The sequence below is a fragment of the Microbacterium sp. 22195 genome (assembly GCF_052056515.1).
GTDB lineage: Bacteria > Actinomycetota > Actinomycetes > Actinomycetales > Microbacteriaceae > Microbacterium.
In genome coordinates this window covers 1,190,002-1,216,038 of sequence record NZ_JBQEPE010000001.1, presented here as the reverse complement: position 1 = coordinate 1,216,038, position 26,037 = coordinate 1,190,002, and the positions used below count along the sequence as shown (strand labels likewise).

General features: G+C 71.1%; 25 protein-coding genes and 1 tRNA gene. 16 read left to right on the top strand and 10 right to left on the bottom strand.

All coding sequences use genetic code 11. The features are described 5' to 3' along the window. Nucleotides 1-54 precede the first annotated feature (54 nt). Nucleotides 55-2,721, bottom strand: coding sequence for a phosphoenolpyruvate carboxylase (locus tag ACTJJ4_RS05985; RefSeq protein WP_440942434.1), 2,667 nt, complete (start codon nt 2,719-2,721; stop codon nt 55-57). A gap of 103 nt (nt 2,722-2,824) precedes the next feature. Between ACTJJ4_RS05985 and ACTJJ4_RS05980 the strand changes: the two genes are divergently transcribed. Beyond that, nucleotides 2,825-3,988, top strand: coding sequence for a Na+/H+ antiporter NhaA (locus tag ACTJJ4_RS05980; protein WP_440942433.1), 1,164 nt, complete (start codon nt 2,825-2,827; stop codon nt 3,986-3,988). Between the two features lie 70 nt (nt 3,989-4,058). Beyond that, on the top strand, nt 4,059-4,694 hold the full coding sequence (locus ACTJJ4_RS05975; RefSeq protein WP_440942828.1) for a MazG family protein: 636 nt from the start codon (nt 4,059-4,061) through the stop codon (nt 4,692-4,694). A 91-nt stretch (nt 4,695-4,785) separates the two neighbouring features. Here the strand turns inward: ACTJJ4_RS05975 and ACTJJ4_RS05970 are convergent, their stop codons facing one another. After that, the gene (locus tag ACTJJ4_RS05970; RefSeq protein ID WP_440942432.1) at nt 4,786-5,334 is read right to left on the bottom strand and encodes a GNAT family N-acetyltransferase; all 549 of its coding nucleotides are present in this window, start codon (nt 5,332-5,334) and stop codon (nt 4,786-4,788) included. A gap of 202 nt (nt 5,335-5,536) precedes the next feature. Here ACTJJ4_RS05970 and ACTJJ4_RS05965 point away from each other — a divergent pair, with 202 nt between their 5' ends. After that, nucleotides 5,537-6,796, top strand: coding sequence for a histidine--tRNA ligase (locus ACTJJ4_RS05965; protein ID WP_440942827.1), 1,260 nt, complete (start codon nt 5,537-5,539; stop codon nt 6,794-6,796). A gap of 134 nt (nt 6,797-6,930) precedes the next feature. Continuing rightward, nucleotides 6,931-7,716, top strand: a complete 786-nt coding sequence (locus tag ACTJJ4_RS05960) for an SGNH/GDSL hydrolase family protein (RefSeq protein ID WP_440942431.1) — start codon at nt 6,931-6,933, stop codon at nt 7,714-7,716. A 123-nt stretch (nt 7,717-7,839) separates the two neighbouring features. Here ACTJJ4_RS05960 and ACTJJ4_RS05955 read toward each other — a convergent pair whose 3' ends face one another. Next, nucleotides 7,840-8,370, bottom strand: a complete 531-nt coding sequence (locus ACTJJ4_RS05955; protein WP_440942430.1) for a VOC family protein — start codon at nt 8,368-8,370, stop codon at nt 7,840-7,842. Between the two features lie 81 nt (nt 8,371-8,451). Between ACTJJ4_RS05955 and ACTJJ4_RS05950 the strand changes: the two genes are divergently transcribed. Continuing rightward, on the top strand, nt 8,452-9,228 hold the full coding sequence (locus tag ACTJJ4_RS05950) for a helix-turn-helix domain-containing protein (RefSeq protein WP_440942429.1): 777 nt from the start codon (nt 8,452-8,454) through the stop codon (nt 9,226-9,228). A gap of 6 nt (nt 9,229-9,234) precedes the next feature. Here ACTJJ4_RS05950 and ACTJJ4_RS05945 read toward each other — a convergent pair whose 3' ends face one another. After that, on the bottom strand, nt 9,235-10,467 hold the full coding sequence (locus ACTJJ4_RS05945; RefSeq protein WP_440942428.1) for an APC family permease: 1,233 nt from the start codon (nt 10,465-10,467) through the stop codon (nt 9,235-9,237). 106 nt (nt 10,468-10,573) lie between these two features. Then, nucleotides 10,574-11,047 (bottom strand): PaaI family thioesterase, encoded by a 474-nt coding sequence (locus ACTJJ4_RS05940; protein WP_440942427.1) that lies wholly within the window; start codon nt 11,045-11,047, stop codon nt 10,574-10,576. A 131-nt stretch (nt 11,048-11,178) separates the two neighbouring features. On the opposite strand from ACTJJ4_RS05940, the gene ACTJJ4_RS05935 reads away from it, so the two are divergent. From ACTJJ4_RS05935 to ACTJJ4_RS05890, 10 genes are all read left to right on the top strand, one after another. Beyond that, nucleotides 11,179-11,529: a GntR family transcriptional regulator gene (locus ACTJJ4_RS05935; protein WP_292701306.1), complete on the top strand. Its 351-nt coding sequence runs from the start codon at nt 11,179-11,181 to the stop codon at nt 11,527-11,529. Further along, nucleotides 11,526-12,563: a DUF1648 domain-containing protein gene (locus ACTJJ4_RS05930; RefSeq protein WP_440942426.1), complete on the top strand. Its 1,038-nt coding sequence runs from the start codon at nt 11,526-11,528 to the stop codon at nt 12,561-12,563. The genes ACTJJ4_RS05935 and ACTJJ4_RS05930 overlap by 4 nt, the downstream gene beginning before the upstream one ends. Then, a complete protein-coding gene (locus ACTJJ4_RS05925; RefSeq protein ID WP_440942425.1) occupies nt 12,560-13,615 on the top strand; it encodes a DUF1648 domain-containing protein in 1,056 nt (351 codons plus the stop codon). The genes ACTJJ4_RS05930 and ACTJJ4_RS05925 overlap by 4 nt, the downstream gene beginning before the upstream one ends. Before the next feature lie 11 nt (nt 13,616-13,626). Further along, a complete protein-coding gene (locus ACTJJ4_RS05920) occupies nt 13,627-14,607 on the top strand; it encodes a lysostaphin resistance A-like protein (RefSeq protein WP_440942424.1) in 981 nt (326 codons plus the stop codon). A 70-nt stretch (nt 14,608-14,677) separates the two neighbouring features. Further along, nucleotides 14,678-15,337 (top strand): O-methyltransferase, encoded by a 660-nt coding sequence (locus ACTJJ4_RS05915; RefSeq protein WP_440942423.1) that lies wholly within the window; start codon nt 14,678-14,680, stop codon nt 15,335-15,337. 117 nt (nt 15,338-15,454) lie between these two features. Next, complete coding sequence (gene eno / locus ACTJJ4_RS05910) at nt 15,455-16,735, top strand: phosphopyruvate hydratase (RefSeq protein WP_440942422.1); 1,281 nt, start codon at nt 15,455-15,457, stop codon at nt 16,733-16,735. Nucleotides 16,736-16,779: 44 nt separating this feature from the next. Continuing rightward, nucleotides 16,780-17,334, top strand: coding sequence for an FtsB family cell division protein (locus tag ACTJJ4_RS05905; protein ID WP_440942421.1), 555 nt, complete (start codon nt 16,780-16,782; stop codon nt 17,332-17,334). Between the two features lie 52 nt (nt 17,335-17,386). Beyond that, a complete protein-coding gene (locus ACTJJ4_RS05900; RefSeq protein ID WP_440942420.1) occupies nt 17,387-17,923 on the top strand; it encodes a DUF501 domain-containing protein in 537 nt (178 codons plus the stop codon). Further along, nucleotides 17,920-19,293 (top strand): S8 family peptidase, encoded by a 1,374-nt coding sequence (locus tag ACTJJ4_RS05895; protein WP_440942419.1) that lies wholly within the window; start codon nt 17,920-17,922, stop codon nt 19,291-19,293. The genes ACTJJ4_RS05900 and ACTJJ4_RS05895 overlap by 4 nt, the downstream gene beginning before the upstream one ends. Before the next feature lie 20 nt (nt 19,294-19,313). Beyond that, nucleotides 19,314-20,912, top strand: coding sequence for an NAD(P)/FAD-dependent oxidoreductase (locus tag ACTJJ4_RS05890; RefSeq protein WP_440942418.1), 1,599 nt, complete (start codon nt 19,314-19,316; stop codon nt 20,910-20,912). 62 nt (nt 20,913-20,974) lie between these two features. Here the strand turns inward: ACTJJ4_RS05890 and ACTJJ4_RS05885 are convergent, their stop codons facing one another. Together ACTJJ4_RS05885 and ACTJJ4_RS05880 are read right to left on the bottom strand one after the other, a co-directional pair. Then, complete coding sequence (locus ACTJJ4_RS05885; protein WP_440942417.1) at nt 20,975-21,802, bottom strand: aldo/keto reductase; 828 nt, start codon at nt 21,800-21,802, stop codon at nt 20,975-20,977. A gap of 21 nt (nt 21,803-21,823) precedes the next feature. Continuing rightward, a complete protein-coding gene (locus tag ACTJJ4_RS05880; protein ID WP_440942416.1) occupies nt 21,824-23,017 on the bottom strand; it encodes an MFS transporter in 1,194 nt (397 codons plus the stop codon). A 117-nt stretch (nt 23,018-23,134) separates the two neighbouring features. Here ACTJJ4_RS05880 and ACTJJ4_RS05875 point away from each other — a divergent pair, with 117 nt between their 5' ends. Continuing rightward, the gene (locus tag ACTJJ4_RS05875; RefSeq protein ID WP_440942415.1) at nt 23,135-23,587 is read left to right on the top strand and encodes a MarR family winged helix-turn-helix transcriptional regulator; all 453 of its coding nucleotides are present in this window, start codon (nt 23,135-23,137) and stop codon (nt 23,585-23,587) included. A 1-nt stretch (nt 23,588) separates the two neighbouring features. Here ACTJJ4_RS05875 and ACTJJ4_RS05870 read toward each other — a convergent pair whose 3' ends face one another. From ACTJJ4_RS05870 to ACTJJ4_RS05860, 3 genes are all read right to left on the bottom strand, one after another. Next, complete coding sequence (locus ACTJJ4_RS05870; RefSeq protein WP_440942414.1) at nt 23,589-24,185, bottom strand: hypothetical protein; 597 nt, start codon at nt 24,183-24,185, stop codon at nt 23,589-23,591. Between the two features lie 39 nt (nt 24,186-24,224). Then, the gene (locus tag ACTJJ4_RS05865; protein WP_440942413.1) at nt 24,225-25,919 is read right to left on the bottom strand and encodes a hypothetical protein; all 1,695 of its coding nucleotides are present in this window, start codon (nt 25,917-25,919) and stop codon (nt 24,225-24,227) included. A 38-nt stretch (nt 25,920-25,957) separates the two neighbouring features. Further along, nucleotides 25,958-26,030 (bottom strand) — tRNA-Leu (locus ACTJJ4_RS05860). Nucleotides 26,031-26,037: the final 7 nt, after the last annotated feature.

The window sequence follows — 26,037 nt, the reverse complement described above, 5'->3', positions numbered from 1 at the left end:
CAACGATCGCCGGAGGGCCCTGGCGGACGTGTCAGCCGAGCCCCGCGACAGGTCTCACCCGGTGTTCTGCAGGCCGGCCGCGACCCCGCTGACCGAGAGCAGCAGCAGGCGCTGCAGATCGGCATCCGGCACGGGTTCGACCGTGGAGGGCGTGCGCAGGGCGCGCAGCGCCCGCAGCTGCAGCAGCGAGAGCGCGTCCACGTACGGGGTGCGCAGCTGAACGGCGCGCTGCAGGATCGGCTTGTTCTGCAGCAGGGCGTCGCCGCCCGTGAGCCGGATGACCCATTCGCGGGTCAGCCGCAGCTCGTCGAGCACGATGGCGGCGAGGTCGTCGCGGTCGCCCAGCGCCAGGTACTGCCGTGCGATGCGCTCATCGGTCTTCGCCAGGCTCATCGCCACGTTGTCGACCATGGTGTGCAGCAGCGGCCACTCGCGGTACGCCTCGCGCAGTGCGGCCTCGTCGCCCACGGCCTCCAGCGCGGTGCCCAGTCCGAACCAGCCGGCCAGGTTGATGCGCGCCTGTGTCCATGCGAACACCCACGGGATGGCGCGCAGGTCCTCCAGCGACTCGACGGAGAGTCCGCGTCGCGCGGGACGGGAGCCGAGCGCGAGCAGGCCGATCTCCTCCATCGGGGTGACGGTCGCGAACCAGGGGGCGAAGCCCTCCGCCGCCACCAGCGAGAAGAACCGCTCGCGGGATGCCGTGTCCATCGTCGCGGCGATCGGTGCGAAGCGCTCGGCCGCGCCGCTGGTGCGCTGCTCGACCGTCGGCGAGGATGCCAGCAGGGTCGCGGCGGCCACCTGATCGATGTGCCGCATCGCGATGGCGGGCTCGCCGTAGCGGGCGAAGATCACCTCGCCCTGCTCGGTGAGCTTGAACCGGCCGTCGACGGAGTGCGGCGGCTGGGCGAGGATCGCCGAGTTCGCAGGGCCGCCTCCGCGGCCGAGCGCGCCGCCGCGGCCGTGGAAGAGGGTGAGCCGGATGCCGGCATCCACCGCCCACTGGGCGATGTCGCGCTGCGCCTCGTAGAGCGCGAGGTTCGCGGCCACCGGACCGACGTCCTTCGACGAGTCCGAATAGCCGAGCATGACCTCGAGGCGGTTGCCGGTGGCATCCAGCCGGGCACGGAACTCGGGGAACTCCACGACCTCGGCGAGGATGCCGGGTGCGGCCTGCAGGTCGGCGAACGTCTCGAACAGCGGGACGACGTCGAGCACCGGCGCGTCCTCGCCCAGCGCGTAGGCGGCGAGGCGGTGCACGGCGGCGAGGTCGGCCGCCGACCGGGTGAACGAGACGACGTAACGGCCCGCGGCCCGCAGGCCGTAGCGCTTCTGGATGTCCGCCACCGCGCGGAAGACCTCGAGCACCTCCTGGGTGCGCTCGCTGAGCTCGCCGCCCGCATCCAGCTCCGCGAGGGCCTCGGCGTGCACCTGCGAGTGCTGTCGCACCTCGAGCTCGGTCAGGTGGAAGCCGTAGGTCTCCACCTGCCAGATCAGATGCTGCACGCCGCCGAACGCGTGCCGGGTGGCACCGGCGGCGGCCAGCGAGGACTGCACGGTCCGAAGGTCCGCCAGCAGCTCCTCGGGCGCGGAGTAGGCGTCGTCGTCGCCGACCCGGGTGGCGTGCACGCGATGCGCGAGCGAGAGCACGACGCGACGGTGCGGCTCGTCGGGGGAGCGCTTGGCGATAGCGGCCGCCAGCTCCGGCTGCGCCTGCTCGAACGCGGTCCACAGCGCCTCGACCGCGGTGCTCGGCGGGGTGCCCTCGGCATCCAGCGTGAGGGTGCGCCCGATCCGCTCGATGGAGCGCTCGATGCCGCGCAGCACGTGGTCCGCGGCGATCTCGGCAGCCTCCCTGGTGACGGCCGCCGTGACGAACGGGTTGCCGTCGCGATCGCCGCCCACCCAGGAGCCCACCCGGACGAATGCCGGGACGAGGGGGGCGCCGTTGCCCGATCCCTCGCCACGGAGTGCGTCGTCGATCCGCCGGTAGACGTGCGGGACGGTGGTGAACAGGATCTCGTCGAACACGCTCATCACCGTGCGCACCTCGTCGGTGGGCGACGGCTTCTGGGCGCGCAGCGGCGCGGTGCGCCACAGCGTGTCGATCTCCTCCAGCATCCGGCGGTGCGCGCGCGCCTGCTCGGCGCCGCCCGCGCTCGCCGCGTCGTTCTGCGTGAGCAGTTCGGACAGGCGGCGGATGCTGCTGGAGACAGCTCGCCGGCGCGCCTCGGTGGGGTGCGCGGTGAAGACCGGGTGGAATCGCAGCTCGGAGAGGCGCTCGCGGGCCTCCTCCTCGCCGACCTCGCGGCGCAGCTGCGCGAACGCCGTGGCGACCGTGTCGGCGGCGTCCTCCCGGCCCGGCTGCCCGGCGCGCTCGCGCAGCACCCGCACGCGCTGGTGCTCCTCGGCGAGGTTCACCAGGTGGAAGTAGCAGGTGAACGCGCGCGCGACCTCGTCCGCGCGCTCGATCGTGAACGAGTCGGCGATGGACGCCGCGCGCGCGAACGCCTCGTCATCGGCATCCGCCGCCTGGATGGTCGCCAGACGCAGCCGCTCGACGTCCTCGAACAGGCCGGGGCTGCCCGACTCGCGCAGCACCTGACCGAGCAGCCCGCCCAGCATGCGCACGTCCGAGCGCATGCTGTCCGGAATGCCGTTGGACGCCTCGAAACGGGTGATGACGCGGAGGGCTTCGGTGTTCGTCGGCTCGAGGGTCATGTTCCCGAGCGTAACCCGGGCATGCACGGCATCCGTTCTTCGTGACAGGCGATCGGATGCCGCCTCCGGGGGCCGCGGAACCCGACGACCTACGATGGAGGGGATGCGCATCTCGGCAAACCCCCTTCGCGGTCAGCAGTTCCCCTCCGCCCTCCTCCTGGCCGCTGCGGCCCTCGGGCTGCTGCTGGCCAATCTGTCCACCCACGACGGGATCGCCGCGGTGCTGGAGGCGCACATCGCGATCCCCGGCACCGCCCTCGACCTGTCGGTCGAGGAATGGGTGGCCGACGGACTGCTGGCGATCTTCTTCCTGGTCGTCGCGATCGAGCTGAGGCATGAGCTCACCCACGGTGAGCTGAACTCGGTGCGCAAGGCCGTGCAGCCTGCGATCGCCGCCGCGGGCGGCGTGATCGTGCCGATCCTCGTCTACCTGCTCATCGCCGGCGGCGGTGAGACGCATGTCGGCTGGCCGATTCCCACGGCGACCGACATCGCCTTCGCGCTCGGCGTGCTGGCCATGTTCGGCAAGGGACTGCCGACGGCCGTGCGCGTGTTCCTGCTCGCTCTCGCGATCCTCGACGACATCATCGGCATCATCTTCATCGCCGTGCTGTTCGCGCACGACGTGGACTGGCTGATGTTCGGGCTCGCGGTGGTCGCCGTCGCGGTGTTCTGGGCGCTCAGCCACTGGCTGCACGCCACGGGGCACTCCGGCATCGCGGTGGCCATGGGCGTGGTCGGCGTGATCGCCTGGGGTCTCATGGCTGTCTCCGGCATCCACGCCACGATCGCCGGCGTGCTGCTCGGACTCGTGATGGCGCCCGTTCCCGCGGAGCGCGTGCGGCACGCGCTGGAGCCGACGGTGAACGGGCTGATCCTTCCGGTGTTCGCGTTCGTGGCGGCCTTCGTCGTGATCCCGCAGGTGTCGCCGGCGCAGCTGTCGCCCGCCTTCTGGGGCATTGTCGTCGCCCTGCCGGTCGGCAAGGTGGTCGGCATCACGCTGTTCGGCTGGCTGAGCCTGCAGCTGCGCCCGCGCGGAACGGCGCCGGCGCTGGTGCTGCCGGACCTGATCGCAGCCGGCGTGCTCGGCGGCATCGGATTCACCGTGTCCCTGCTGCTCGCCAACCTCGCGTTCGCCGGGGGTGGCGACATCCGGGACGAGGCGATCCTGGGTGTGCTGGCCGGTTCGCTGATCGCCCTCGTGCTGTCCGGCGTGATCGTCTCGATGCGCGCGCGTCACTACCGGATGCTGGCGAAGACCGCCTGAGGAGGACGCCGTGACCGACCCTGATCCGCTGCGCGATGTGTCCGACCCGCTGCGCGCCGCGGCCGAGACCATGCGGCAGGTGCGGGAGCGCTGCGTGTGGTCGCAGCGGATCACCCATCGGGATCTCGTGCCGTATCTGATCGAGGAGTCGCACGAGGTGATCGACGCCGTCGAGGCCGGCGATCGCGCCGAGCTGCGCGAGGAGCTCGGCGACCTGCTCTGGCAGGTGCTGTTCCATTCCGCCGTCGCCGCGCAGGATGTGGACGACCCGTTCGACATCGACGAGGTGGCCCGCGGCCTCACCGAGAAGATGGTGCGCCGGCATCCGCACGTCTTCGGCGACGCCGTGGCCACCACGCCCGAAGAGGTGCTCGTGCACTGGAACGCGGCCAAGGCCGCCGAGAAGCGCGAGCGGCGCAGCGTGCTGGACGGCGTGCCCGCCGGCATGCCGGCGCTGGCGCGCGCGCAGAAGGTGCTCGGACGGGCTGCGAAGGTCGTCGATCCGTCCTCGGTCGTCGAGCGAGCCGCAGGCGAGACGAATCGCATCGCCTCCGAGTCCGCCCTCGGCGATGCCCTCCTCGCTCTGGTGGCCCAGGCCCGCGAGAACGGCTGGGACGCGGAGCGCGCCCTGCGCGATCGCCTCCGCCGGCTCGAGGACGAGGTCCGCGCGGCCGAGGCGGGGCGCGCGCCCGACGGGGATCAATAACGCTTCGCGCAGCATCCGGCGCTCAGCATGGATCGAGAACGCACCGGATTCCGCATCCGCAGAGGAGAATTCGATCCAGCCTGATCGTCGCTCAGCGGTGAGTCGGCACCCAGTACCGGCGCTTCCCGCCGCGAGAGTCCTCATAGACGCCGCCGTTGCGCTCGATCGTCCGCGCGGAGGCGACGTTGTCCTCGTCGCAGGTGATCAGCACGCGCTCCAGCCCGATGGCGGAGGCCTCTACGAGCGCATCGGCCAGCGCGCGCCCTGCGAGGCCCTCGCCACGACGTGACGGACGGATCGAGTAGCCGATGTGCCCGCCGGTCTCGAGGAGCGCGGTGTTCAGGCTGCGTCGGAGGGCGAGGAACCCGACCCACGCACCGTCGTCGTCGAGAACCCAGAACCACGAGCTCTTGACCCGTCCGGGGTGGGGCGGGACGGACTCGTCGGCCTCCTCGGCGAGCATCGCGAGCCAGGTCGCGTAGCCGTCCGGGGTGAGAACCGGGACCCGCGGTTCCCGGTTGCCGTGGAATCCGGACCCCACGAGTTCGGTCGACTCCGGGCCGCCGTAGTCCTCGACCAGCTGGACCCATTCGGCGAAGCGGTCGGCGGAGGGAAGGACGAGCACAGGAGCGGCGCTCATGCTGTGGCCGGTGCCGCGACGGTCGGGCTCGCATCGTTCTCGGGCATGCGTCCACTATGCCAACCGTGCGGCTCCGGTGCCTGACGGCGCGATCGAGAAAGGCCGCGAGGCCGGCGGCTGCGCGCTCTGAGGATCCGGCGCGCAGGACTCCGTTCGCACCTGGAAAGATGGACGGGTGGCAAACGTGAACCCGCCGCGCGGAATGCGCGACTTCCTCCCCGCAGACAAGGCCCGACGCGAGCGTGTGCTCGCCGTCATCCGCGAGCGCTACCGCGCGCATGGCTTCGACGAGATCGAGACCCCCGTGGTCGAGGAGTACGACCGGCTGCATGCCGGCATCGGCGGCGACAACGAGAAGCTGTCGTACAACATCCTGCGCCGTGGGCTCGACGCCGACGCGATCCGCGAGGCGGCCGACGACCCCGCGGCGCTCAGCGACCTGGGCCTGCGCTACGACCTGACCGTGCCGCTTGCGCGCTTCTACGCCACCAACCGCGGTCAGCTGCCCGCCGTCTTCCGCTCGATCCAGATCGGCCCCGTGTGGCGTGCCGAGAGGCCGCAGAAGGGTCGCTACCGCCAGTTCGTGCAGTGCGACATCGACATCATGGGCGACGAGAGCGCCCGCGCCGAGGCCGAGCTGATCGTGGCGTCCCTCGACACCATCGACGCACTCGGGCTCGAGGGCGGCATGGTGCGGGTCAACGACCGGCGCGCGCTGGAGTGGATGCTCGACTCCTTCGGCTTCACCGAGGACGAGCGTCCCGGGGTGCTGATCACGATCGACAAGCTCGACAAGATCGGGCCCGACGGCGTGGCCGCCGAGCTGCGCGAGCGCGGTGCGACGGCATCCGCCGTCGACGCCTTCGCCGCGTTCCTCGTGCGTCCGCAGACCATGGAGTACAACCCCTACGGTGAGCGGCAGATCCGCAAGGCGCTGCCCGAGGGCGCACCCGATGAACTGGTCGCGCACCTGGTCGGACTCGGCGAGGCCGTGGTCGCGGCCCGCCCGGACGCCGGTGAGCCGCCGCTCGTCTACGACCCCTTCCTGGTGCGCGGCATGGGCTACTACACCGGCACGATCTTCGAGCTCGCGCACCCCTCGGTGAGCTATTCGCTGGGCGGTGGCGGGCGCTACGACGGCATGATCGGCCGGTTCCTCGGCCAGCAGGTGCCCGCGGTCGGCTTCTCGATCGGCTTCGAGCGGATCGTCGACCTGGTCGCCGAGCAGGAGGCCGACGCCGCGCAGGCGGTCGTGCTCGTGCACGACGCCGACGTGCCTGTCCCCGAGCTGCTGGCGCACAAGGCCGCCCTGGTGGCGAACGGCGGACGCGTGCGCCTGGAGCGCCGCCCGAAGAACCTCAAGGGACTGCTGGAGCGCTCCGCAGCCGACGGCTACACCGGCTTCGTCTCGGTGCGCGCCGGTGACGAGCCGGGCTCGGCGGAGGTCAAGCCGCTCGGCTGAGCGGCATCCGCCGGCCTTGTCGGCCCCCGATCCGTGCCATCAGCGGGTGACGGATGCCGGTCGGCGGGCGTCTTCCGAAGACCCGTCCTCCGGTGTTCATGCGCCGTTCACGCCCGGACGCTGGGATCGGACGCATGAACCCCATCCGCCCAGCGCTCCTGACCGTGGCCGCGCTCGCCGTGGCCGCCATCGGCGTCCGCCTCGGCCTCGCCCGGCAGGCGGCGATCGCCCGTCGTCGCATCGGCAAGCCGCTGGGGGAGGACGCGCTCGCGGTGGACCGCGTGTGGCGGAGGCGCCTGCCCGGCGACCCGATCGACCTGATCATCGTCGGCGACTCGCTCGCCGCGGGGCTCGGGGCGAGCCGCCGGAAGGAGACGCTCGGCGGGCGGCTCGCGAAGGGCCTCGCGGAGCGGACCGGCCGTCCCGTCCGGCTGCGGTCGCTCGCCGTGGTCGGATCGGAGTCGCCGGACCTCGCCGCCCAGCTCGACCGGCTGACGCCCGAGGACAGGACGGATGTCGCCGTGATCGTCGTCGGCGGCAACGACGTGACGCACCGCATCCCTGTGACCGAATCGGTCGGACATCTCGTCGCGGCGATCCAGCGACTGCAGGAGCGCGGTGCGCGGGTCGTCGTCGGCACCTGCCCGGACCTCGGCGCGCTGCGGCCCGTGCCGCAACCGCTGCGCACGCTGGCATCCCGGCTCTCCCGCCGGCTGGCGGAGGCGCAGGCCGAGGGAGCGGCGCGCGCCGGCGCGGCATCCGTCTCCCTGCGCCGCACCGTCGGCCCGCTGTTCCTCGATGAGCCCGAGCAGATGTTCAGCCTGGACCGGTTCCACCCGAGCGCGCTCGGCTATCGCCGCACAGCCGAGGCGCTGCTCCCCGCCGTCGTCGTCGCCCTGACGGCGCCCGTTGCCCGCTGACGCCGATACACTCCGGGGGCCGACACGCCAGATCACGGACGGATTCGCTCCAAACGTCCGAGAAGTGGCGTGTCGGCCCCCGATCTGTGCCATCGACCGGCGTCCGGCCCAGGCGGATGCCGGTCAGCCGGCGTTGTCCTCCGGGGCGGACGAGAACGATGCCGCCCACTCGGCGACGCGGCGGGCGCTCTCCTCCTCGGAGAGGTCCTCGACGCGGCTCATCACCGACCATCGCACCCCGAAGGGATCGCGGATGCTGGCGAACCGGTCGCCCGACACGAAGTCCGACGGCGCCTCGCGCACCACGGCTCCGGCCTCGACGGCGCGGGCGACCACCGCATCGACGTCGGGGACGTAGATGCCCATCGAGTAGCAGTCGTCCTCGCCCTGGGGCGGGGCGACGAGGTGGTACTCCGGCGACGGCTCGCCCAGCTGCAGGCCGCCGAGACCGAAGTCCAGGTCGGCGTGCGCGACGACGCCGCCGAACTCGGTGACGTCGATCACCCGTGCGCCGAACACGTCGCGGTAGAACGCGATGGCCGCCGCCGCGTCCGGGATCGCGAGGAAGGGCGTCAGCGAGGTGGAGCGGTTCGGGCGCCCGTCGGTGGTGTGGATGCCGGTGAGGCCGGTGGTCGTCTGCTGCGTGGTTTCCATGCTCCGACCGTACGAGCGGCCACGGGGTCGGGGCTTGGAGATTCGCGACAGATGTCCGGCGTCCCGCCTATCGTCGGTGGAATGATCGATGCGCGACGCGGAGTCCTGTATCCCGACCGGATGCCCCGCTTCCACCGCCTGCCGCCGATGCCGGAGGCGCAGCATCTGGTCGCGTGGTTCTGGATCCCGGAATGGGATCTCGAACCGGGGGAGATGTCGCGTCAGGATGTGGTCGCCTATCCGGCGCTGAACCTCGTCGTGGAGCCCTCCGGAGTGCAGCTGGTCGGAGCCACGACCGCGGCCACCCATCGCGACCTGACCGGCAGAGGGTGGGCCGTCGGCGCGCTGCTCCGTCCCGCCGCCGTCGCTGCGCTGACCGAGAAGCCGTCCGGGTTGCGGGACTCGTGGACGGGCCTGTCCGCTCCCGACCTGCTCGAGCCCGTCGCCGCTGCGATGGACGGTGATGACGACGATCGCCTGCCGCGCGCGGTCGCGATCATGTCGCGCTGGCTGGCCGAGCGTGCGGGAGAGCCGACGGATGCCGGGCTGCAGGCCAATGCGATGTCCGAGCTGCTCATGACCGACCCCGGCATCCGCACCGCCGAGCAGGCGGCCACCCGACTCGCCGTCTCGCTGCGGACGCTGCAGCGCATGACGCACCGCTATGTCGGCCTGCCGCCCCTCGCCATGATCCGGCGTCGACGGCTGCAGGAGGCGGCGCAGCGATTGCGGGACGACCCCGGGATCGACCTCGCGGCTCTCGCGGCCGAGCTGGGCTACGCCGACCATGCGCATCTCACCGGCGACTTCCGCACCGTGCTCGGCATGGCGCCGAGCGGCTACCGGCAGGAGTTCTGATCCCCGTCAGGACCGCGACGCGAACCGCAGTCGCAGCAGACGGTATGCCACGCCGGCCAGGACGATCTCCGCGCCGACGATGACCCCGAGCACGGGGAGCGTGACCACGAGAGCCAGGCATCCGAGCATCCCGATCACCTGCAGCGCTCTCGGATAGCGGCGCACGTCGGCGGACTGCCGCCAGGCCGAGGCGTTCGCCAGCAGGTAGTAGAGCAGGACACCGAAGGACGAGAAGCCGATCGCGCCGCGCAGGTCGGCGACAAGCACCACGGCGATCACGATCAGTCCGATCGTGATCTCGGCGCGGCGGGGCACCTGCCAGCGCGGGTCGATGGCGGCGAGCCAGCGGGGCAGATCCGCCTCGCGGGCCATGGCCAGCGTGGTGCGTCCGATGCCCGTGAGCAGCGCTAGAAGCGCTCCGAGGGATGCCGCGGCTGCAGCGATCCGCACGACCGGGCCGGCCCAGGTCCAGCCGGCCGCGGCGGCGACGTCGGCGACCGGATGCGCGCTGCCCACGGCATCCGCACCGAGCGTCAGGGTGACCGACAGTGCGATCAGGACGTAGACGACGACGGCGCCGGCGAGGGCGAGCACGATCGCGCGCGGGATGCTGCGCGCGGGGTCGGCGACCTCCTCGCCCATGGTCGCGATGCGCGCGTACCCGGCGAAGGCGAAGAAGAGCAGGCCCGCTCCCTGCAGCACCCCGTAGGCGGTGGCATCAGGAAGGGGCGCCGGCGTGGCGCTCGCTGCGGACGAGAACCCGGCCGCGACGACGACGGCCAGTCCCAGCAGCGAGACGACCACCAGGATGCGGGTGAGTGCCGCAGTGCGCGTCACGCCGAAGCAGTTCACGGTCGCCAGCGCCGCCACCGCGATGACCGCGACCGGCGTGCGCCATCCCTCGGGCGCGGCGTAGGCGGCGAAGGTCATGGCCATCGCGGCGCAGCTGGCCGTCTTGCCGATCACGAAGCACCAGCCGGCGATGAATCCCGTCCAGGGACCGATCTCGGCCCGGGCGTACGCGTACGTGCCGCCGGACACCGGATGCACCGCCGCGAGCTGCGCGGAGGAGGTGGCGTTGCAGAACGCGACGACGGCGGCGATCGCCAGGGCGACGAGGATGCCGGATCCGGCTGCGCCCAGTGCGGGGGCCCAGACGGCGAAGACGCCTGCGCCGATCATCGAGCCGAGGCCGATGGACACGGCATCCGTGAGGGTCAGGCGGCGTGCGAGGGGCATCCGCCCATCCTGGCACCGCGCGGTGAACGGCGGGTGACCTGATCTCGCCCTGACCGCGTGGTCGGCCCGGCTTCTCGCGGGCCCGTCGATCGGGCGGCTGGGGCGGCTACGACCGACCGGCCTCGGTGACGCGCTTCTTCTCGCGCACGTAGACCTCGCGGCGCACCCGCGCGACGACGTCGCCCTCGGCGTCGGTGATCTCGGTCTCGAACCACTCCAGTACCTTCGCGCCGCCCCGGGCGCGTTCGCGCAGCTCTTCGGCCTTCTCCTTCGGCACCGAGAACTCGGCGGTCAGCACGCCTCGTCCCGGCTTGACGAACTCGATCTCGCCGCGGGTGTCCCAGACGACGTGATCCCGGCCGAGCTGGTGCATCACGAGCATGAAGAAGTACGGGTCGGTCATCGCGGACATCGACCCGCCGAACGCCGTCTTCACATAGTTGCGGGTGAAGACGTTCACGTGCAGTTCGACTGTCGCGTGGGTCCAGTCCTCGCTGAAGCGTCGTACGCGGATGCCGCTGAACAGGTTCGGGATCCACAGGCTCATGCCCAGGGCCAGGCGTCGGGGAGTGATGCGCATGCCTGTCAGTCTGCGCACCCGCATCCGCTCTGGCCGCTTTCGCTGGAGCGAACCGACAAAAGTCGGCGGAGGTAGTTCTACTTGTACTAGTTGTTCTAGCTGCGCTAGATTAATCCCATGGAGGTGATCCCATGCTGATCAGAGTCGAACCCGACAGCGCGACGCCGCTGTTCGAGCAGATCGCGGCGTCGGTGCGCGCCGAGGTCCTCGCCGGCCGGCTGCATCCCGGTGACCGCCTTCCGGCCGCCCGCGAGCTCGCCGCCGGCATCGACGTCAACGTGCACACCGCTCTGCGCGCCTATCAGCAGCTGCGCGACGAGGGGCTCATCGAGCTCCGCCGCGGCCGCGGCGCCGTCGTCTCGGCATCCGCCGCACCGCTCGCGGAGCTCGCGGACGAGATCGCGGCTCTCGTCCGCCGCGGCGCCGAACTCGGACTCACCCCGGCCACGCTGGCCGCGATCGTCAAGGAGATGACGTCATGACCGACCGTTCCGCCGAGCAGTCCGTGACCGCGCAGCACGCGAGCGACCTGCGTCGCGCGCGCCGGATGCTCGTCATCATCGGGCTGGTGGGCCCGGCCGTGATCACGGCTGTCGTCGTCGCGCTCATCATCGCCTGGCTGCCGTCGCTGCCGGACCCGGCCGCCACGCACTGGGGAGTGGGCGGGGTCGATCGCCTCGGCTCGCCGACCATGTATCTGTGGCTCGCGATCGGCGTGGGGCTGGGTCTTCCCGTGCTCATCGTCGCCATGGTGCTGGCGATGGGCCGCACCCAGTGGGGCGGTGCCTCGCGCCTGCTGGGAGGCATGGCGCTGGGCCTCTCGGGGCTGAGCGCCGTCATCAACGGCGGATCCGTCGCCCTGCAGCGGGGCCTGTCGGAGGCCGCCCAGGTCGGGTCGATCTGGCCCGTCGTGGTCGGCGGCTTCTGCGCCCTGCTGGTGCTGACCGCCGTGGGATGGGTGCTGCAGCCGGATGTGCGTCCGACTCCGGCGAAGCCGCTCGAGTCCGCGCATCTCGCGTCGATCTCGGCGGGGGAGCGGGTGGTCTGGATGGCCACGGCCTCGATGCCGCGGGTCGCGATGCTGATCATCGGATTCATCGTCGTGCTCGTGGTCGGCATCACCGCGGTGATGGTGTTCGAGGCGCATGAGGCGTTCTGGATCCCGCTGCTCACGCTCGCGATCATCGGCTTCGCGTTCGCGACCTCGGCGTCCTTCCGGGTGCGCGCCGGCGCGGACGGGCTCACTGTCCGTTCGCAGGTGGGCTTCCCCCAGGTGCATGTCCCGCTCGACGAGATCGTCTCGGTGCGCGCGGTGGAGTGCCACCCCTTCGGCGAGTTCGGCGGCTTCGGCTGGCGGATCGGCATGGACGGCCGAACCGGGATCGTGCTGAGCACGGGTCCCGCCATCGAGGTGGAGCGGCGCGACAAGCGGCCTCTGGTCGTGACGGTCGACGGCGCGGAGGTGGGCGCCGCGACCCTGCAGGCGTATCTCGACCGGCGAGGGGAGAGCTCATGACGGCGGCAGCGGTGGACGAGCGGCGCGGTGGCGCCGGCATCCGGTTGGTCGGTCTGATCGTCCCGCTGGCGATCCTGCTCCTGGGGGCGATCGTGGTGCTGATCCTGCTGCCCCACGTGCCGGACCCCGCGGCGGTGCACTGGTCGGGCGATGGGAGGCCCGACGGCTTCGCCTCGCCGTGGCTCAATCTGCTGCCGGTCGGGATCGGCATGGTGCTCGTGATCCTGTTCGCCTGGCTCGCTCGGGCGCTCCCGCATCTGCAGCAGACCCGTCCCGGTCCGGCGGCGCTGTCGCGGACGCCGGCCCCGACCGCCCCCACGGCGCGTTTCCTCGCCGCTGTGAACCTCGGCCTGGCCGTCATGCTGACGGTGATCTCGATCGCGAGCATGGGCGTCCAGCTCGGACTGGCGGATGCTGCGGACGCACCCGACATCAGCGGCTGGGCCGCTGTCGGGAGCGCGTGCGCGGTCGTCGCGACCCTCGTCGGCTGGTTCGTGCAGTCCGCTGCAGCCGGCGGCGACGATCATGGGGCATCCGTCGCGCCGTCGACCTCGGGGCGCGCCGAGTGGTCGGGCTCGGTCGTGATGGCCCGGACCGGGCAGGTGCTGCTCGGGATCGGTGTCGTCATCACCGTGGCGCTGACCGCCGTCCTCGTCGCCCGTGCTTCGTCGACCGGCAGCTGGGGCTCCGCCGTGCTGATGATCGGCGTGACGGTGCTGCTGCTGCTCGCCGTCGGTACCAGCCTCGTGTTCCGCGTGCGAGTGACATCTGACGGGCTGCGCGTCCGCTCGGTCGTCGGACTCCCGAGCACGCGCATCCGCCTGTCCGACATCGCGAAGGTCGAGGTCCTCGACGTCGATCCGCTGCGCGACTTCGGGGGCTGGGGGTGGCGGATCGCCGTCGACGGCCGACGCGGTGTCGTGCTGCGGGCGGGGCGGGCGCTTCAGATCACCCGCGTCGGCGGACGCCGGTTCACCGTGACGGTCGACGGTGCCGATGAGGCGGCGGCCGTGCTGGAAGGACTGCGGTTGGCATCGTCGGCCGAGAGGTGAGGAGTGCGGAGATGAGCGAGACGCAGAACGCCCAGGTGCCGAGCGAGCGGATGCCGAGGATCGGCCTGAACGCGATCATCGCCTATGTGGTGGTGGCGTTGGGCCTCGCGTGGCTGGTGGCGCTGCCGCTGTGGTTGGGGAACGGGCTGACGACGCCGGGCGCCGTCCTGCTGCTCCCGGTGATGATGTACGCGCCTGCAGCGGCCGTGCTGATCGTCATGTTCGTGATGCGGCCGGTTCCGAAGGGGCAGCGGCTCAGGTTCCTGGGGATGTGGCCGCTGCGCCCTGCGAAGCGCGTGATCTGGATGAGCGTCATCGCGGTCCTGGGGGCGTTCGCGGTGGTGCTCCTGGCGCTCGCCATCGCATCGATGCTCGGCTGGATCACGCTCGACCTGGTGGACTTCTCGGGCTACAGGGAGGCACTCGAGGCGAACCCCCTGGTGGCCGCCTCCGGCAAGGCGCTGCCTCCGCTGGGCGTGCTGATCCTGACCCAGCTGGCTGCCATCCCCTTCGCCGCCATCACGATCAACGCGCTCGCCGCCTTCGGCGAGGAGCTCGGCTGGCGCGGCTTCCTGGTCCCGGCGCTGCGGCGTTACGGCACCTGGACGGCGCTGCTCGTCAGCGGGGCGATCTGGGGTCTGTGGCACGCACCGGTGATCCTGCTCGGATACGACTTCGGCCGCACCGACATCACGGGTGTGCTGCTCATGACCGGCGGATGCATCGCCTGGGGCGTGCTCTTCGGGTACTTGCGGCTGAGGTCCGGGTCGATGTGGCCGGCCGTGTTCGCGCATGGCGCGCTGAACGCCTCCGCCGGCCTGCCTCTCGTGCTCTTCGCGGCCGGAACCCGTCCCGATCCCGCATTCGCGCTCGCGCTCGGCATCTCCGGCTGGATCGCGTGCGTCGTGGTGGTGATCATCCTGCTGCTGAGCGGCGAGTTCCGCCGCCAGCCCGAGCTCGCGGAGTCGCGTCTACGGCATCCGGGAGCCTGACGCCGTCGGAGAACCGGATCGTCTGCTGCGCGCCCTTGACCGCGCGCAGCCGCCGGGGTTGGCTGAGCACATGGACTCCACCCCGGCGGCCTGGCGGGCCGCAGACGACTTCCTCGCCGACACCCTCGTCGGGCACGATCCCGCACTCGAGGCGGCGCTCGACGCCCAGCGCGCGGCGGGCATGCCCGAGATCGAGGTCGCACCGGTCGCAGGCAAGCTGCTGAACCTGCTGGTGCGCATCTCCGGTGCCACCCGCGTCCTGGAGATCGGAACCCTCGGGGGCTATTCGACGATCTGGATGGCCCGTGGGGTGGGGGAGCAGGGCCGCGTCGTCACGATCGAGGCCGAGGCCGCGCACGCCGCCGTCGCCCGGGCGAGCATCGACGCGGCGGGGGTGGGGGACCGCGTCGACATCCGCATCGGTCGTGGCGCGGACGTGCTGCCCACCCTGGTCGGCGGGTTCGATCTGGTGTTCATCGACGCCGACAAGGAGTCGAACACGCTCTACCTGGACTGGGCGGCCCGGCTCGGGCATCCGGGCACCGTGGTCATCGTCGACAACATCGGACGCGACGGCGAGATCGTGAACGACGCGAGTCCGGATCCCAAGGTCATCGGAACCAGGGACGGACTGCGGATGCTGGGAGAGGATCCCCGTTTCGATGCGACGGCCCTGCAGACCGTGGGGATCAAGGGCTGGGACGGCTTCGCGATCGCGGTCGTCGTCTGAGGAGCATCCGCTCGGCGGAAACAGCCTCGGGGCCCGTGACGTCGAATGACTAGACTGAACCGCGGATCGACGTCGCTCCACACCACCACCCTTCCCTCCCTGAAAAGGAGCACACCCGTGGCACTGATCGAGGCTGTAGGCGCACGCGAGATCCTGGACTCGCGCGGAAACCCGACCGTCGAGGTGGAGGTGCTCCTCGATGACGGCATCGTGCAGCGTGCCGCCGTCCCCTCCGGCGCATCCACCGGCGCCTTCGAGGCGTACGAGCTGCGCGACGGGGACAAGAGCCGTTACGGCGGCAAGGGCGTGCTGAAGGCCGTCGAGGCGGTCATCGACGAGCTGGGACCCGCCATCGAGGGCGTCGAGGCCAGCGAGCAGCGCGTCATCGACGAGATCCTCATCGACGTCGACGGCACCGACAACAAGAGCCGCGTCGGCGCCAACGCCATCCTCGGCGTCAGCCTCGCGGTGGCCAAGGCCGCCGCCGACTCGGCCGACCTGCCGCTGTTCCGCTACCTGGGCGGCCCCAACGCGCACCTGCTGCCCGTCCCGCTCTTCAACGTCATCAACGGCGGCGAGCACGCCGACAACGGCATCGACTTCCAGGAGTACTTCCTGGCACCGATCGGCGCCGACACCTACTCCGAGTCGCTGCGCTGGGGCGTGGAGACCTACCACGTGCTCAAGAGCGAGCTGAAGGCCGCCGGCTTCAACACCGGCCTCGGCGACGAGGGCGGCTTCGCCCCCGACCTGCCCAGCAACCGCGAGGGCCTGGACTTCCTGCTCAAGGCCATCGAGAAGGCCGGCTTCACGCCCGGCAAGGACATCGCCGTCGGCCTCGACGTCGCCGCGACCGAGTTCTTCTCCGACGGCGTGTACCGCGTCGAGGGCAAGGAGTGGACGCCCGAGCAGCTCATCGAGTACTTCGAGGGCCTCGTGCGCGACTTCCCGATCGTCACCATCGAGGACGCCCTCGCCGAGGACGACTGGGACAACTGGAAGGCGCTGACCGACGCGATCGGCTCCAAGGTGCAGCTGGTCGGCGACGACCTGTTCGTCACGAACCCGGAGCGCCTGCGCCGCGGCATCGACACCGGCGTGGCGAACTCGCTGCTGGTCAAGGTGAACCAGATCGGCACGCTGTCCGAGACGCTCGACGCGATCAACCTCGCTCACCGCTCCGGCTACACCACGATGCTCTCGCACCGCTCCGGCGAGACCGAGGACACCACGATCGCCGACCTCGCCGTCGCCGTGAACTCGGGTCAGATCAAGACCGGTGCGCCCGCACGCAGCGAGCGCGTCGCGAAGTACAATCAGCTTCTGCGCATCGAGGAGGAGCTGGGAGACGCCGCGGTGTTCGCGAGCCGCTCGGCCTTCCCGCGTTTCAAGGCCTGATCAGGGGTCCTGACCGCAGAGAACTGACGAACGAAGGGGGAGCCATGGCGAGACGTCCGGCTCCCCCTTCGCCGTCCGCGGCGAAGCATCCGGCCAAGGACCGCACGGCCGGACGGGACCGCTCCGAGCCGCGGGACCGCGCTGTTCGCGGCGAGGGCCGACGCGTCGACGTGCGCGAGTGGGCCGGCGGCATCCGCCTCTCCGGCTTCGCCGTGATCATGCTGTCGCTCGTGGTCCTCGGCACCTGGGTCCTGGTGCCGTCGATCGGGACCTACCTCGACCAGCGCCAGAAGATCGCCGCGCTCGAGCACTCGGTGCAGCTGACCAAGGATCAGATCGCCGCGCTCGAGCAGGAGCGCACCCGCTGGAACGACCCCGCGTACATCACCACGCAGGCGCGGGAGAGGCTCTACTACACCAAGCCGGGCGAGGTCATCTACCTCGTCGACAACGACCTCGACCCCGCTGACGTCCCGCCCGCCCAGCAGCACGTCAGCGACAAGATCCAGGAGCGTCCGTCGGACTGGATGCCGCAGCTGCTGCGCAGCCTCACCGGCGCCGGATTGGCGAAGAGCGCGGTGGAGACGCCCGCGGGCTGAATCGCGCCGGGCACTGAGTCTTCACACAGGTCGCGACCCGTACGCTGGTGAGGTGACGACCCCGCCTTACGAGACGCCGACCGCCGCTGAGATCGCCGTCGTGTCCAGCCAGCTCGGACGCGAGGCCCGGGGCGTGGTGGGCATCGCCGCACGCTGCGCGTGCGGCAACCCGACCGTGGTCGCCACGGCGCCGCGTCTGGCCGACGGCACGCCGTTCCCGACGTTCTACTACCTGACGCATCCGGCGGCCACCGCCGCGATGTCCACGCTCGAGGCCGACCACGTGATGCCCGAGCTCGCCGCGCTGCTCGAGGACGACGAGGACGTCGCTGCCGCGTACCTCGCGGCGCACCACGCCTACCTCGCCGACCGCGCCGGCTTCGGCGACGTGCCCGAGATCTCCGGCGTGTCCGCTGGCGGCATGCCCACCCGCGTCAAGTGCCTGCACGCCCTCGCGGGTCACGCGCTCGCGGCCGGTCCCGGCGTGAACCCGATCGGCGACGCGGCGCTCGCCCGCTCCAGCTGGTCTCCCGAGCGGTGCGCGTGCGTGCAGCCGGGCGCTGCGGTCGGAACGAGCGCGGCGGGATGACCCGCGGCCGGATGCTGTCGAGCTTCGCCGCGTCCGCGGCGATGGCGGCATCCGTCGTCCTGGCGGCCTCGCCGGCGGTCGCCGCGGCACCCGCCGCACCGCCGCCGGTCACGTCCGTGCCGGTACAGGCGGAGACGCCGGCGCCCACAGCGCCGCCCGTGCCCGACGATCCCGCAGACCCGGTCCGCGCACAGCAGTACTGGCTCGACGGCGCCCGCATCCGGGAGGCGTGGAACACGACCCTCGGCGAGGGCGTGACGATCGCCGTGCTCGACACCGGCATCGGCAAGGCGGCGGGGGCCTTCGGCGACTCCGTCGCGGGCGGTGTCGACGAGTCCGGTGTCGGCAGCAAGGACGGCCGCTCGCCGGTGGGCGTGATCAACAGCGACCACGGCACGCTGGTGGCGTCGACCGCGGCCGCGCCGGGTAACGCGGACGGCACCGGGATGATCGGCGTGGCGCCCCGCGCGAAGCTGCTGTCGATCTCACTCGGCTTCCCGGGTTCCTCGGCGACGAAGCCGTTCACCGAGCAGGTCGCCGACGGCATGAAGTGGGCCGTCGATCACGGGGCGAAGGTCATCAACCTGTCGTTCACGACGAACACCCTGGACTGGGACAAGAGCTGGGACGACGCGTTCCTGTACGCCTTCGAGCACGACGTGGTCGTCATCGTCGCCGCGGGGAACCGGGGGAGCGGCACGTCCATCGTCGGCGCGCCCGCCACGATCCCCGGCGTGCTCACCGTCGGCGGGGTGGACCAGACGGGGACGGCCAGTGTGGAGGCATCCACCCAGGGCATCACCATCGGCGTGATGGCGCCCAGCGAGCACCTGCTCGGCCTGACGGCCGACGGCGGCGTGGTCTCGTGGGACGGCACCAGCGGGGCGGCGCCGATCGTCGCGGGGGTCGCGGCCCTCGTGCGCGCCGCGCACCCGGAGCTGGACGCGGCCAACGTCATCAACCGGATCATCAGAACGGCCATCAAGGTGCCCGAGATGACCAGGACGCCGGACGTCCAGTACGGCTACGGCCTGCTGGACGCGAACGCCGCGGTCACGGCGTCCGTGCCGGCGGTGAAGGCGAACCCGATGGGCGATCTGAAGGAGTGGATCCGGCTGTACCGCCGCGCGGCCTCGCCCGCCGACCCGACGCCCGATGCGACGGCGACCCCCGTCGCGGTGCCGCCTCTGCCGGCCGCGGACGCCCCGACGGAGCCCGGTTCGCCCCTGCTCCCGTCCGCCGAGACGCTGAGGTACGGTACCCTCCCGCTCCTTGCCCTCACAGTCCCTGGTACTCTGATAGCGCTTGGCGTCACCGCAGCTGCCCGGCGAATCCGATCGGAGCGCGGTAGACGCACTCCCACACCCTGACGACGAGGAGTTGTCCCCCTGTGCCTCAGAACAGCACTGCACCCCGCATTCTGATTGTCGGTGGAGGCTACGCAGGTTTCTACACCGCTTGGAAGCTCGAGAAGCACCTTCGCAAGGGCGAGGCGGAGGTGACCATGGTCGACCCGCTGCCGTACATGACGTACCAGCCCTTCCTGCCCGAGGTCGCAGCCGGCTCGATCGAGGCGCGTCACGCGGTGGTCGCCCACCGTCGCCACCTCAAGCGCACCAACGTCATCACCGCGAAGGTGACCGGCATCGACCACGCCAACAAGGTCGCGACCATCACCCCGCCGCTCGGTGAGTCCTACGAGTTCGCTTACGACCAGATCGTCGTGACCGCCGGCGCCGTCTCGCGCACCTTCCCGATCCCCGGCATCGCCGACAACGCGATCGGGCTCAAGACCATCGAAGAGGCCGTCGCCGTGCGCGACAAGCTGATGTCGAACTTCGACAAGGCCGCCTCGATCCCCGCCGGCCCGGAGCGCGACCGTCTGCTGACCGTCGTCGTGGTCGGCGGTGGATTCGCCGGCATCGAGGTGTTCGCCGAGCTGCGCTCGCTGGCATCCGCCCTCGTCTCGAAGTACCCGCAGCTGTCGTTCGACGACACCCACTTCCACCTGATCGAGGCCATGGGGCGCATCATGCCCGAGGTCTCGCTGAAGACCAGCGAGTGGGTGCTGAAGGACCTCGCCAAGCGCGGCGCCAGCGTGCACCTCGACACGCAGGTCACCGGCGCCGTCGACGGCAACGTCGAGCTGTCCACCGGTGAGGTCATCCCGACCGACCTGATCGTCTGGACCGCCGGTGTCATGGCCAACCCCACCGTCGTGCGCGGCGGCGACCTGCCGGTCGAGGAGCGCGGTCGCATCCGCACCCGCGCCGATCTGCGCGTCGGCACGGCCGAGGAGGCCGTCGAGGGCGCGTGGGCCGCCGGTGACGTCTCGGCCGTTCCCGACCTGTCCGGCGGTGGCGTCGGCGGCTACTGCGTTCCCAACGCCCAGCACGCCGTGCGTCAGGCGAAGGTCCTCGCGAAGAACCTCGTCGCCGTGCTGCGCGGCGAGCGGACCAAGGACTACTTCCACAAGAACCTCGGCGCGGTCGCGGGCCTCGGCCTGTACAACGGCGTGTTCCAGTCCGGCAAGATCGCTCTGAAGGGCTTCGTCGCCTGGGTCGCACACCGCGGCTACCACGGTCTGGCCATGCCGACCTGGGAGCGCAAGTGGCGCGTGCTGTGGGGCTGGTGGAACAACCTGTGGCTCGGTCGCGACATCGTGAACCTCGAGACCGTGCAGAACCCGCGCTACGTCTTCGAGGAGTTCGCGGCTCGGCCGCGTCCGGCTGCGCCGGCTGCTGCGCCGGCCGCTCCTGCCGAGAAGCCCGCTCCGGCGCAGGTCGCCGACGAGAAGGACGTTCCGGTCGCGAAGGATGCCGCGTCGAAGGACGCGGCGCCCAAGGCCGCTGCTGCCAAGGCCCCGGCTGCGAAGGCCGCCGCCAAGAAGGCTCCTGCCAAGCGCCGTACTGAGCGAGCGGAGCGAGACGAAGTGAAGCCGGCCGCCAAGAAGGCCCCGGCCAAGGAGACCGCCGACACCAAGGCGTGACGCTGACATGCTGAAAGGCCCGGATCCGATCGGATCCGGGCCTTTCGCTGTACCGGCGTGGCTCAGGCGGCGTTGAACTCGTCCGGGTGCGGGCCGGTGCGGCCGTCCCGCTCGAGCGCGTCGATCGCATCCAGCTCATCAGCGGTGAGCTCGAAGCCGAACACGTCGAAGTTCTCCGCGATGCGCGCGGGGGTCACCGACTTCGGGATCACGATGCGGCCCTGCTGCAGGTGCCAGCGCAGCACGGCCTGTGCGGCCGAGACGCCGTGCGCCTCGGCGATCGCGACGACGGCCGGGTCGCGCAGCACGGCGCCCTGGGCGAGCGGGCTCCACGCCTCGGTCGCGATGCCGTGACGTGCGTTCGCCGCGATCACGTCGCGGTTCTGCAGGGCAGGGTGCAGCTCGACCTGGTTGACCGCGGGCACGACCTCGGATGCTGCGACGAGGCGGTCCAGGTGCGCGGGCTGGAAGTTCGACACGCCGATGGCGCGTACGCGCCCCTCGGCGTGGATCCGCTCGAGCGCCCGCCAGGTGTCCAGGTAGAGGTCGCGCTCCGGCGTGGGCCAGTGGATCAGGTACAGGTCGAGCTGCTCGAGGCCGAGCTTCTCCAGCGCCTCGTCATAGGCGCGGAGCGTGGCGTCGAAGCCCTGGTCGGAGTTCCAGACCTTCGAGGTGATGAACAGGTCGGACCGGTCGATGCCCGACTCGGCGATGGCGCGACCCACGCCGGCCTCGTTGCCGTAGACGGCTGCGGTGTCGATGCTGCGATAGCCGACGCGCAGCGCCTCGGCGACGGCCACGGTGGTCTCGTCGTCGGGCACCTGGAAGACGCCGAAGCCGAGCTGCGGCATCTCGATGCCGTTGTTCAGAGTGATCGTGGGGATGGACATGATTTCCTTTCGAGGCGTGGGTCAGTTCGCGTGAACGAGTTCAGGGGCGGTGGAGACGGATGCTGCGCTGCGCGCCTTCGCAGTGGCCATGGCGATGCCCATCACGACGAGGGCGGCCACGGTGATGCCGGCGCCGATCCAGATCGGGGCCGTGTAGCCGAGGCCCGCCGCGATGCCGATTCCGCCGGCCCAGGCGCCGAGGGCGTTGCCGACGTTGAAGGCTCCGATGTTGGCGCCGGATGCGAGGGTCGGGGCCTGACCCGCGTACTGCATGATGCGGCTCTGCAGGCCGGGGACCGTTCCGAAGCCGAACCCGCCCATCAGGAAGAGCGACGCGATCGTGGCGATCTGCCACTGCGCGGTGAAGCCGAAGAAGACGAGCACGACGACCAGCGCGGCGATGAAGGCGAGCAGCGTGCGGTCGATCGAGCGGTCGGCGAGCTTCCCGCCCAGCCAGTTGCCGACGACCAGACCGGCGCCGAACAGCACGAGAAGCCAGGGCACCGAGGCGGACGCGAATCCGCTGACCTCGGTGAGTGTGTACGCGATGTAGGTGAACGCGCCGAACATGCCGCCGTAGGCGAGCACGGTGACGGCGAGGGACAGCCAGACCTGGCCGGAGCGGAATGCGCCGAGCTCGGCGCGCAGGCTGACCTGCTGCTGCGCTCCGCGCTGTGCGGGGACGAGGGCGGCGATGCCGATGAAGGCGATGACGCCGATGAGGGAGATGGCCCAGAACGTGGACCGCCAGCCGAGCTGCTGGCCGAGGAACGTGCCGAACGGCACGCCCAGCACGTTCGCGGCTGTGAGCCCCGTGAACATGATGGCGATGGCGCCGGCCTTCTTCTCGGGGCGCACCAGGCCCGAGGCGACAACGGAGCCGACTCCGAAGAACGCGCCGTGGTCGAGCGCGGCGATGATGCGGCCGACCATGGCGATCGCGTAGGTGTCGGCGACGGCGGTGAGCACGTTGCCGATGATGAACAGCACGACCAGCCCGAGCAGCAGCGGCTTGCGGGGGAGGCGGATGGTGAGAGCGGTCAGCAGCAGTGCGCCGACCACGACGGCCAGAGCGTAGCCGGAGATCAGCCAGCCCGCGGTCGCCTCGCTGACGCCGAAGTCGGTCGCGACCTCGGGCAGCAGACCCATGATGACGAATTCGGTGAGACCGATGCCGAACGCTCCGATGGCGAGGGCGATGAGTCCGAGTGGCATGAGGGTTCTCCTGTTACACTTGCCAAGTAGTTGCAGGCGCTGGATTTTGCGAATGCAGGAATAATGATTGCACATGCAAGTAATCGGCGCAAGCAACTATCGCTGAGAGGAGCTCCCATGGGCATCGCGGATGACGCTGTCGAGATCAGGGCACAGGGCTGGCGCACGCTGGCCGCGCTGCACGGCATGATCGAGGTCGAGCTCGAGCGCGCCCTCACGGCGGAGGTCGGGCTGTCGGTCGTCGAGTACACCGTGCTCGACGCGCTCAATCGACAGGATGGCTGGCACATGCGCATGCAGCAGCTCGCCCGCGCCGCGGCGCTGAGCCCGAGCGCGACCACGCGTCTCGTCAACAGGCTCGAGGACCGCGGGCTGCTGACGCGCATCCTCTGCATGGACGACCGTCGCGGCATCTATACCGAACTGACCGCCGCGGGCCAGGAGCTTCACGACCGCGCGCGGCCCGTGCACGATGCGACCCTCGAGCGGGTCCTCGCCGAGGCGGCAGATCAGCCCGAGCTGGCGCCGATGGTCGACGCGCTGCACCGCGAGCCCGTCACCGCGAGCTGAGTCACCGGCCGTGCAGCTGCGCTGAGTCGTTGCGACGGCCGTCTGCACCCGCGGGGTCGCGGGGCGCCGCCGCGGCTTCGAGCAGCTCCGCACCCCAGGCCTTCGTCTGGGCGAGCCAGACGTCTCCGAGTCTCTGGTCGAGCGAATGGCGCCGCAGAAGGTACTGCCTGCGCGCCGCGGTGATGCGGGCGAACGCATCGCGGCCCCCGGTTCTCACCCACTCCGCCGCCTGTGCGCCGTAGGCGCCGTAGTCGGGCCGGAACTCATCCGGGTCATCGAGGGGGAGTTCGGCACCGCTGGCGCGCGCCCAGCCGAGCACCGCAAAGCTCAGGGGGACCAGATCGTCGTAGGCGCTCTCAGCCGGCCCGATCAGGACTCCGTCGCTCATCCCGCGTTCGACGCCGAAGCGCACCGCGACCGCGTCGCGCCGCACCGTGAGCTCCCAGACATCCATCTGCACGGGTCCCCACAGGGACTCCACGTCCCAGCCGGAATCCAGCAGCCGGCGAGCGAGGCCGGCCGCGCGGGCATCGCGCGGCTCCAGGTGGGCGAGGAACTTCGGAAGCACGGTCGGATCGGGATCGGATCGCTCAGCCATGAGTCGAGTGTAAGGAGCCGGGTCGGTGCGGTCGCGGGCTCATCCCGCGGATGAATCGACAGAGATCCCCACCACGCCCGTGGAGTCGTACTCGAAGCGCACGAACACTCTTCCCGGTGCATTCGCGACGATCCAGAACCTGTCGGCATGGTCGTTCGTCCAGGCGGGCGCGCCGAACCGGTCGAGGATCTGCGCGCGAGTGGTGTCCGGTCCGACCCCGTCGATCAGGGCGGTCGGGCGCGCATATGCTCCATGGCCCTCATCGGGCCGGATCCGGATCATGGCGGCGGTGAGGATCCCGTCCTCCAGGATCAGATCCACGTGCTTCTCCGCACCGACGTAGTAGGTGCGGGTCACCGAGCCCACGGCGAACTCGCTGCGTTCGAAGGGCGGGCCGAACAGCGCCAGCGCCGCCTGCACCTCCGCATCCTCCGCTCCGTGCCCGAGCGCCGCGATCACCGTGAGCAGCTCACCCGTGACCACCGCCGTCGATCGCGACGCGGACCGCTCCCGCTCGGACGCGGCGGCAGCCGCCGCTGCTGCGGCATCCGCCTTCTCCGCTCGGGCGGCCGCTCGCAGCTCCTCCTTCCGGGCGACGCGGAACGCACCCGGAGTCTCGGCCTCGCTCTCCGGGAAGTCCTCCAGCCGCTCTCCGCTCACCTCGAAGCCGAGCGCGCGGCATTCCCGCACGAGCGGGACGATCGTCTCGTCCTCGTACTCGCCGAAGTCCACGCACAGCGCGTCGGTGAGGGTGCGGCCCGCCACGGGCTGGAACCACTCGCTCGGTTCGAGCAGGATGATCCCCGCCTCGCCGATCGGCGTGCCCGCGGATCCGTGCCAATAGCCGAGGGCCCTGCCGTCCTCGGCCTCGACCACCCAGGTCGCGCGCTCTGCCGTGAGTCGCGTGGCCGCTGCGTCCACCCGGTCGATCTCGCTGCCGCTCTCGGCCGCCGCGGCCTCGGCTCTCGCGACCTCTCCGGGCAGTTCGCCGTCGGCGAGGAATCGCACGCCGAAGCGATCCCATGGCGAGGTCTCCCCGGCCGCTGCGCGCTCCCGCCACCGTACGAGATCCGGCGGGAGCTCCGCGAGCGAGGGAGCGGTCGTCGGCGTGAGGCGCTCCGCATCTTCGACCTTCGCGCCGCCTTCCTCGCCGTCGGCTCCCTCCTGCGCTCGCAGTGCGGTGAAGAGGGCGTCCCGGTAGCGGCCCGGGCCCTCGATCGCCTGCGTCCGGAGCGATGCGAGCGAGTCCGCCTGGATCAGGTTCGCCGCGGCCTCGGCATCGGTCTGCGCGGCCAGCTCCCGCGCGCGAGCCGTCAGTGCGACGAACGCGTCGTCGTCGAAATCGGATGCGTGAGCGCACAGGGCCTCCGTGATGCTGCGTCCAGGGAGCGTCATGTACTGACCCTCCGTGTCGAGGGAGATCACCACGGCGTCGGTGAACCCGTCGCGGACCGGCGGCCCCTCGGGGCCGGCCCAGTAGCCGAAGACCGCGCCGCCGTCCTCCTCGGCCACCCAGACGGTCAGTGCGCTGGTCGCCGCCATCGCGGCCGCGTTCGCGCGGACGCCGGGATCGGCCAGGTCGTCCTCGTCCAGGTGCGAGGTGTCGAGCAGGGGCGGAAGGTTGTCGTCCCCGAGGAAACGGATGCCCAGGTCGTCCCAGGGGAGGGGATCGCCGGCACGCTGACGCGCCCGCCACAGGAGAAGGTCGGACGGCAGCTGCGGCGTCGCACTCATGACGGTCATCGTAGCGGCGGCCGAACCGGCCCTCCTCGTGCCCCCAGTCGGATTCGAACCGACACTGAAGCGTGTTTAAGACGCCTGCCTCTGCCGTTGGGCTATGGGGGCCCGCGCC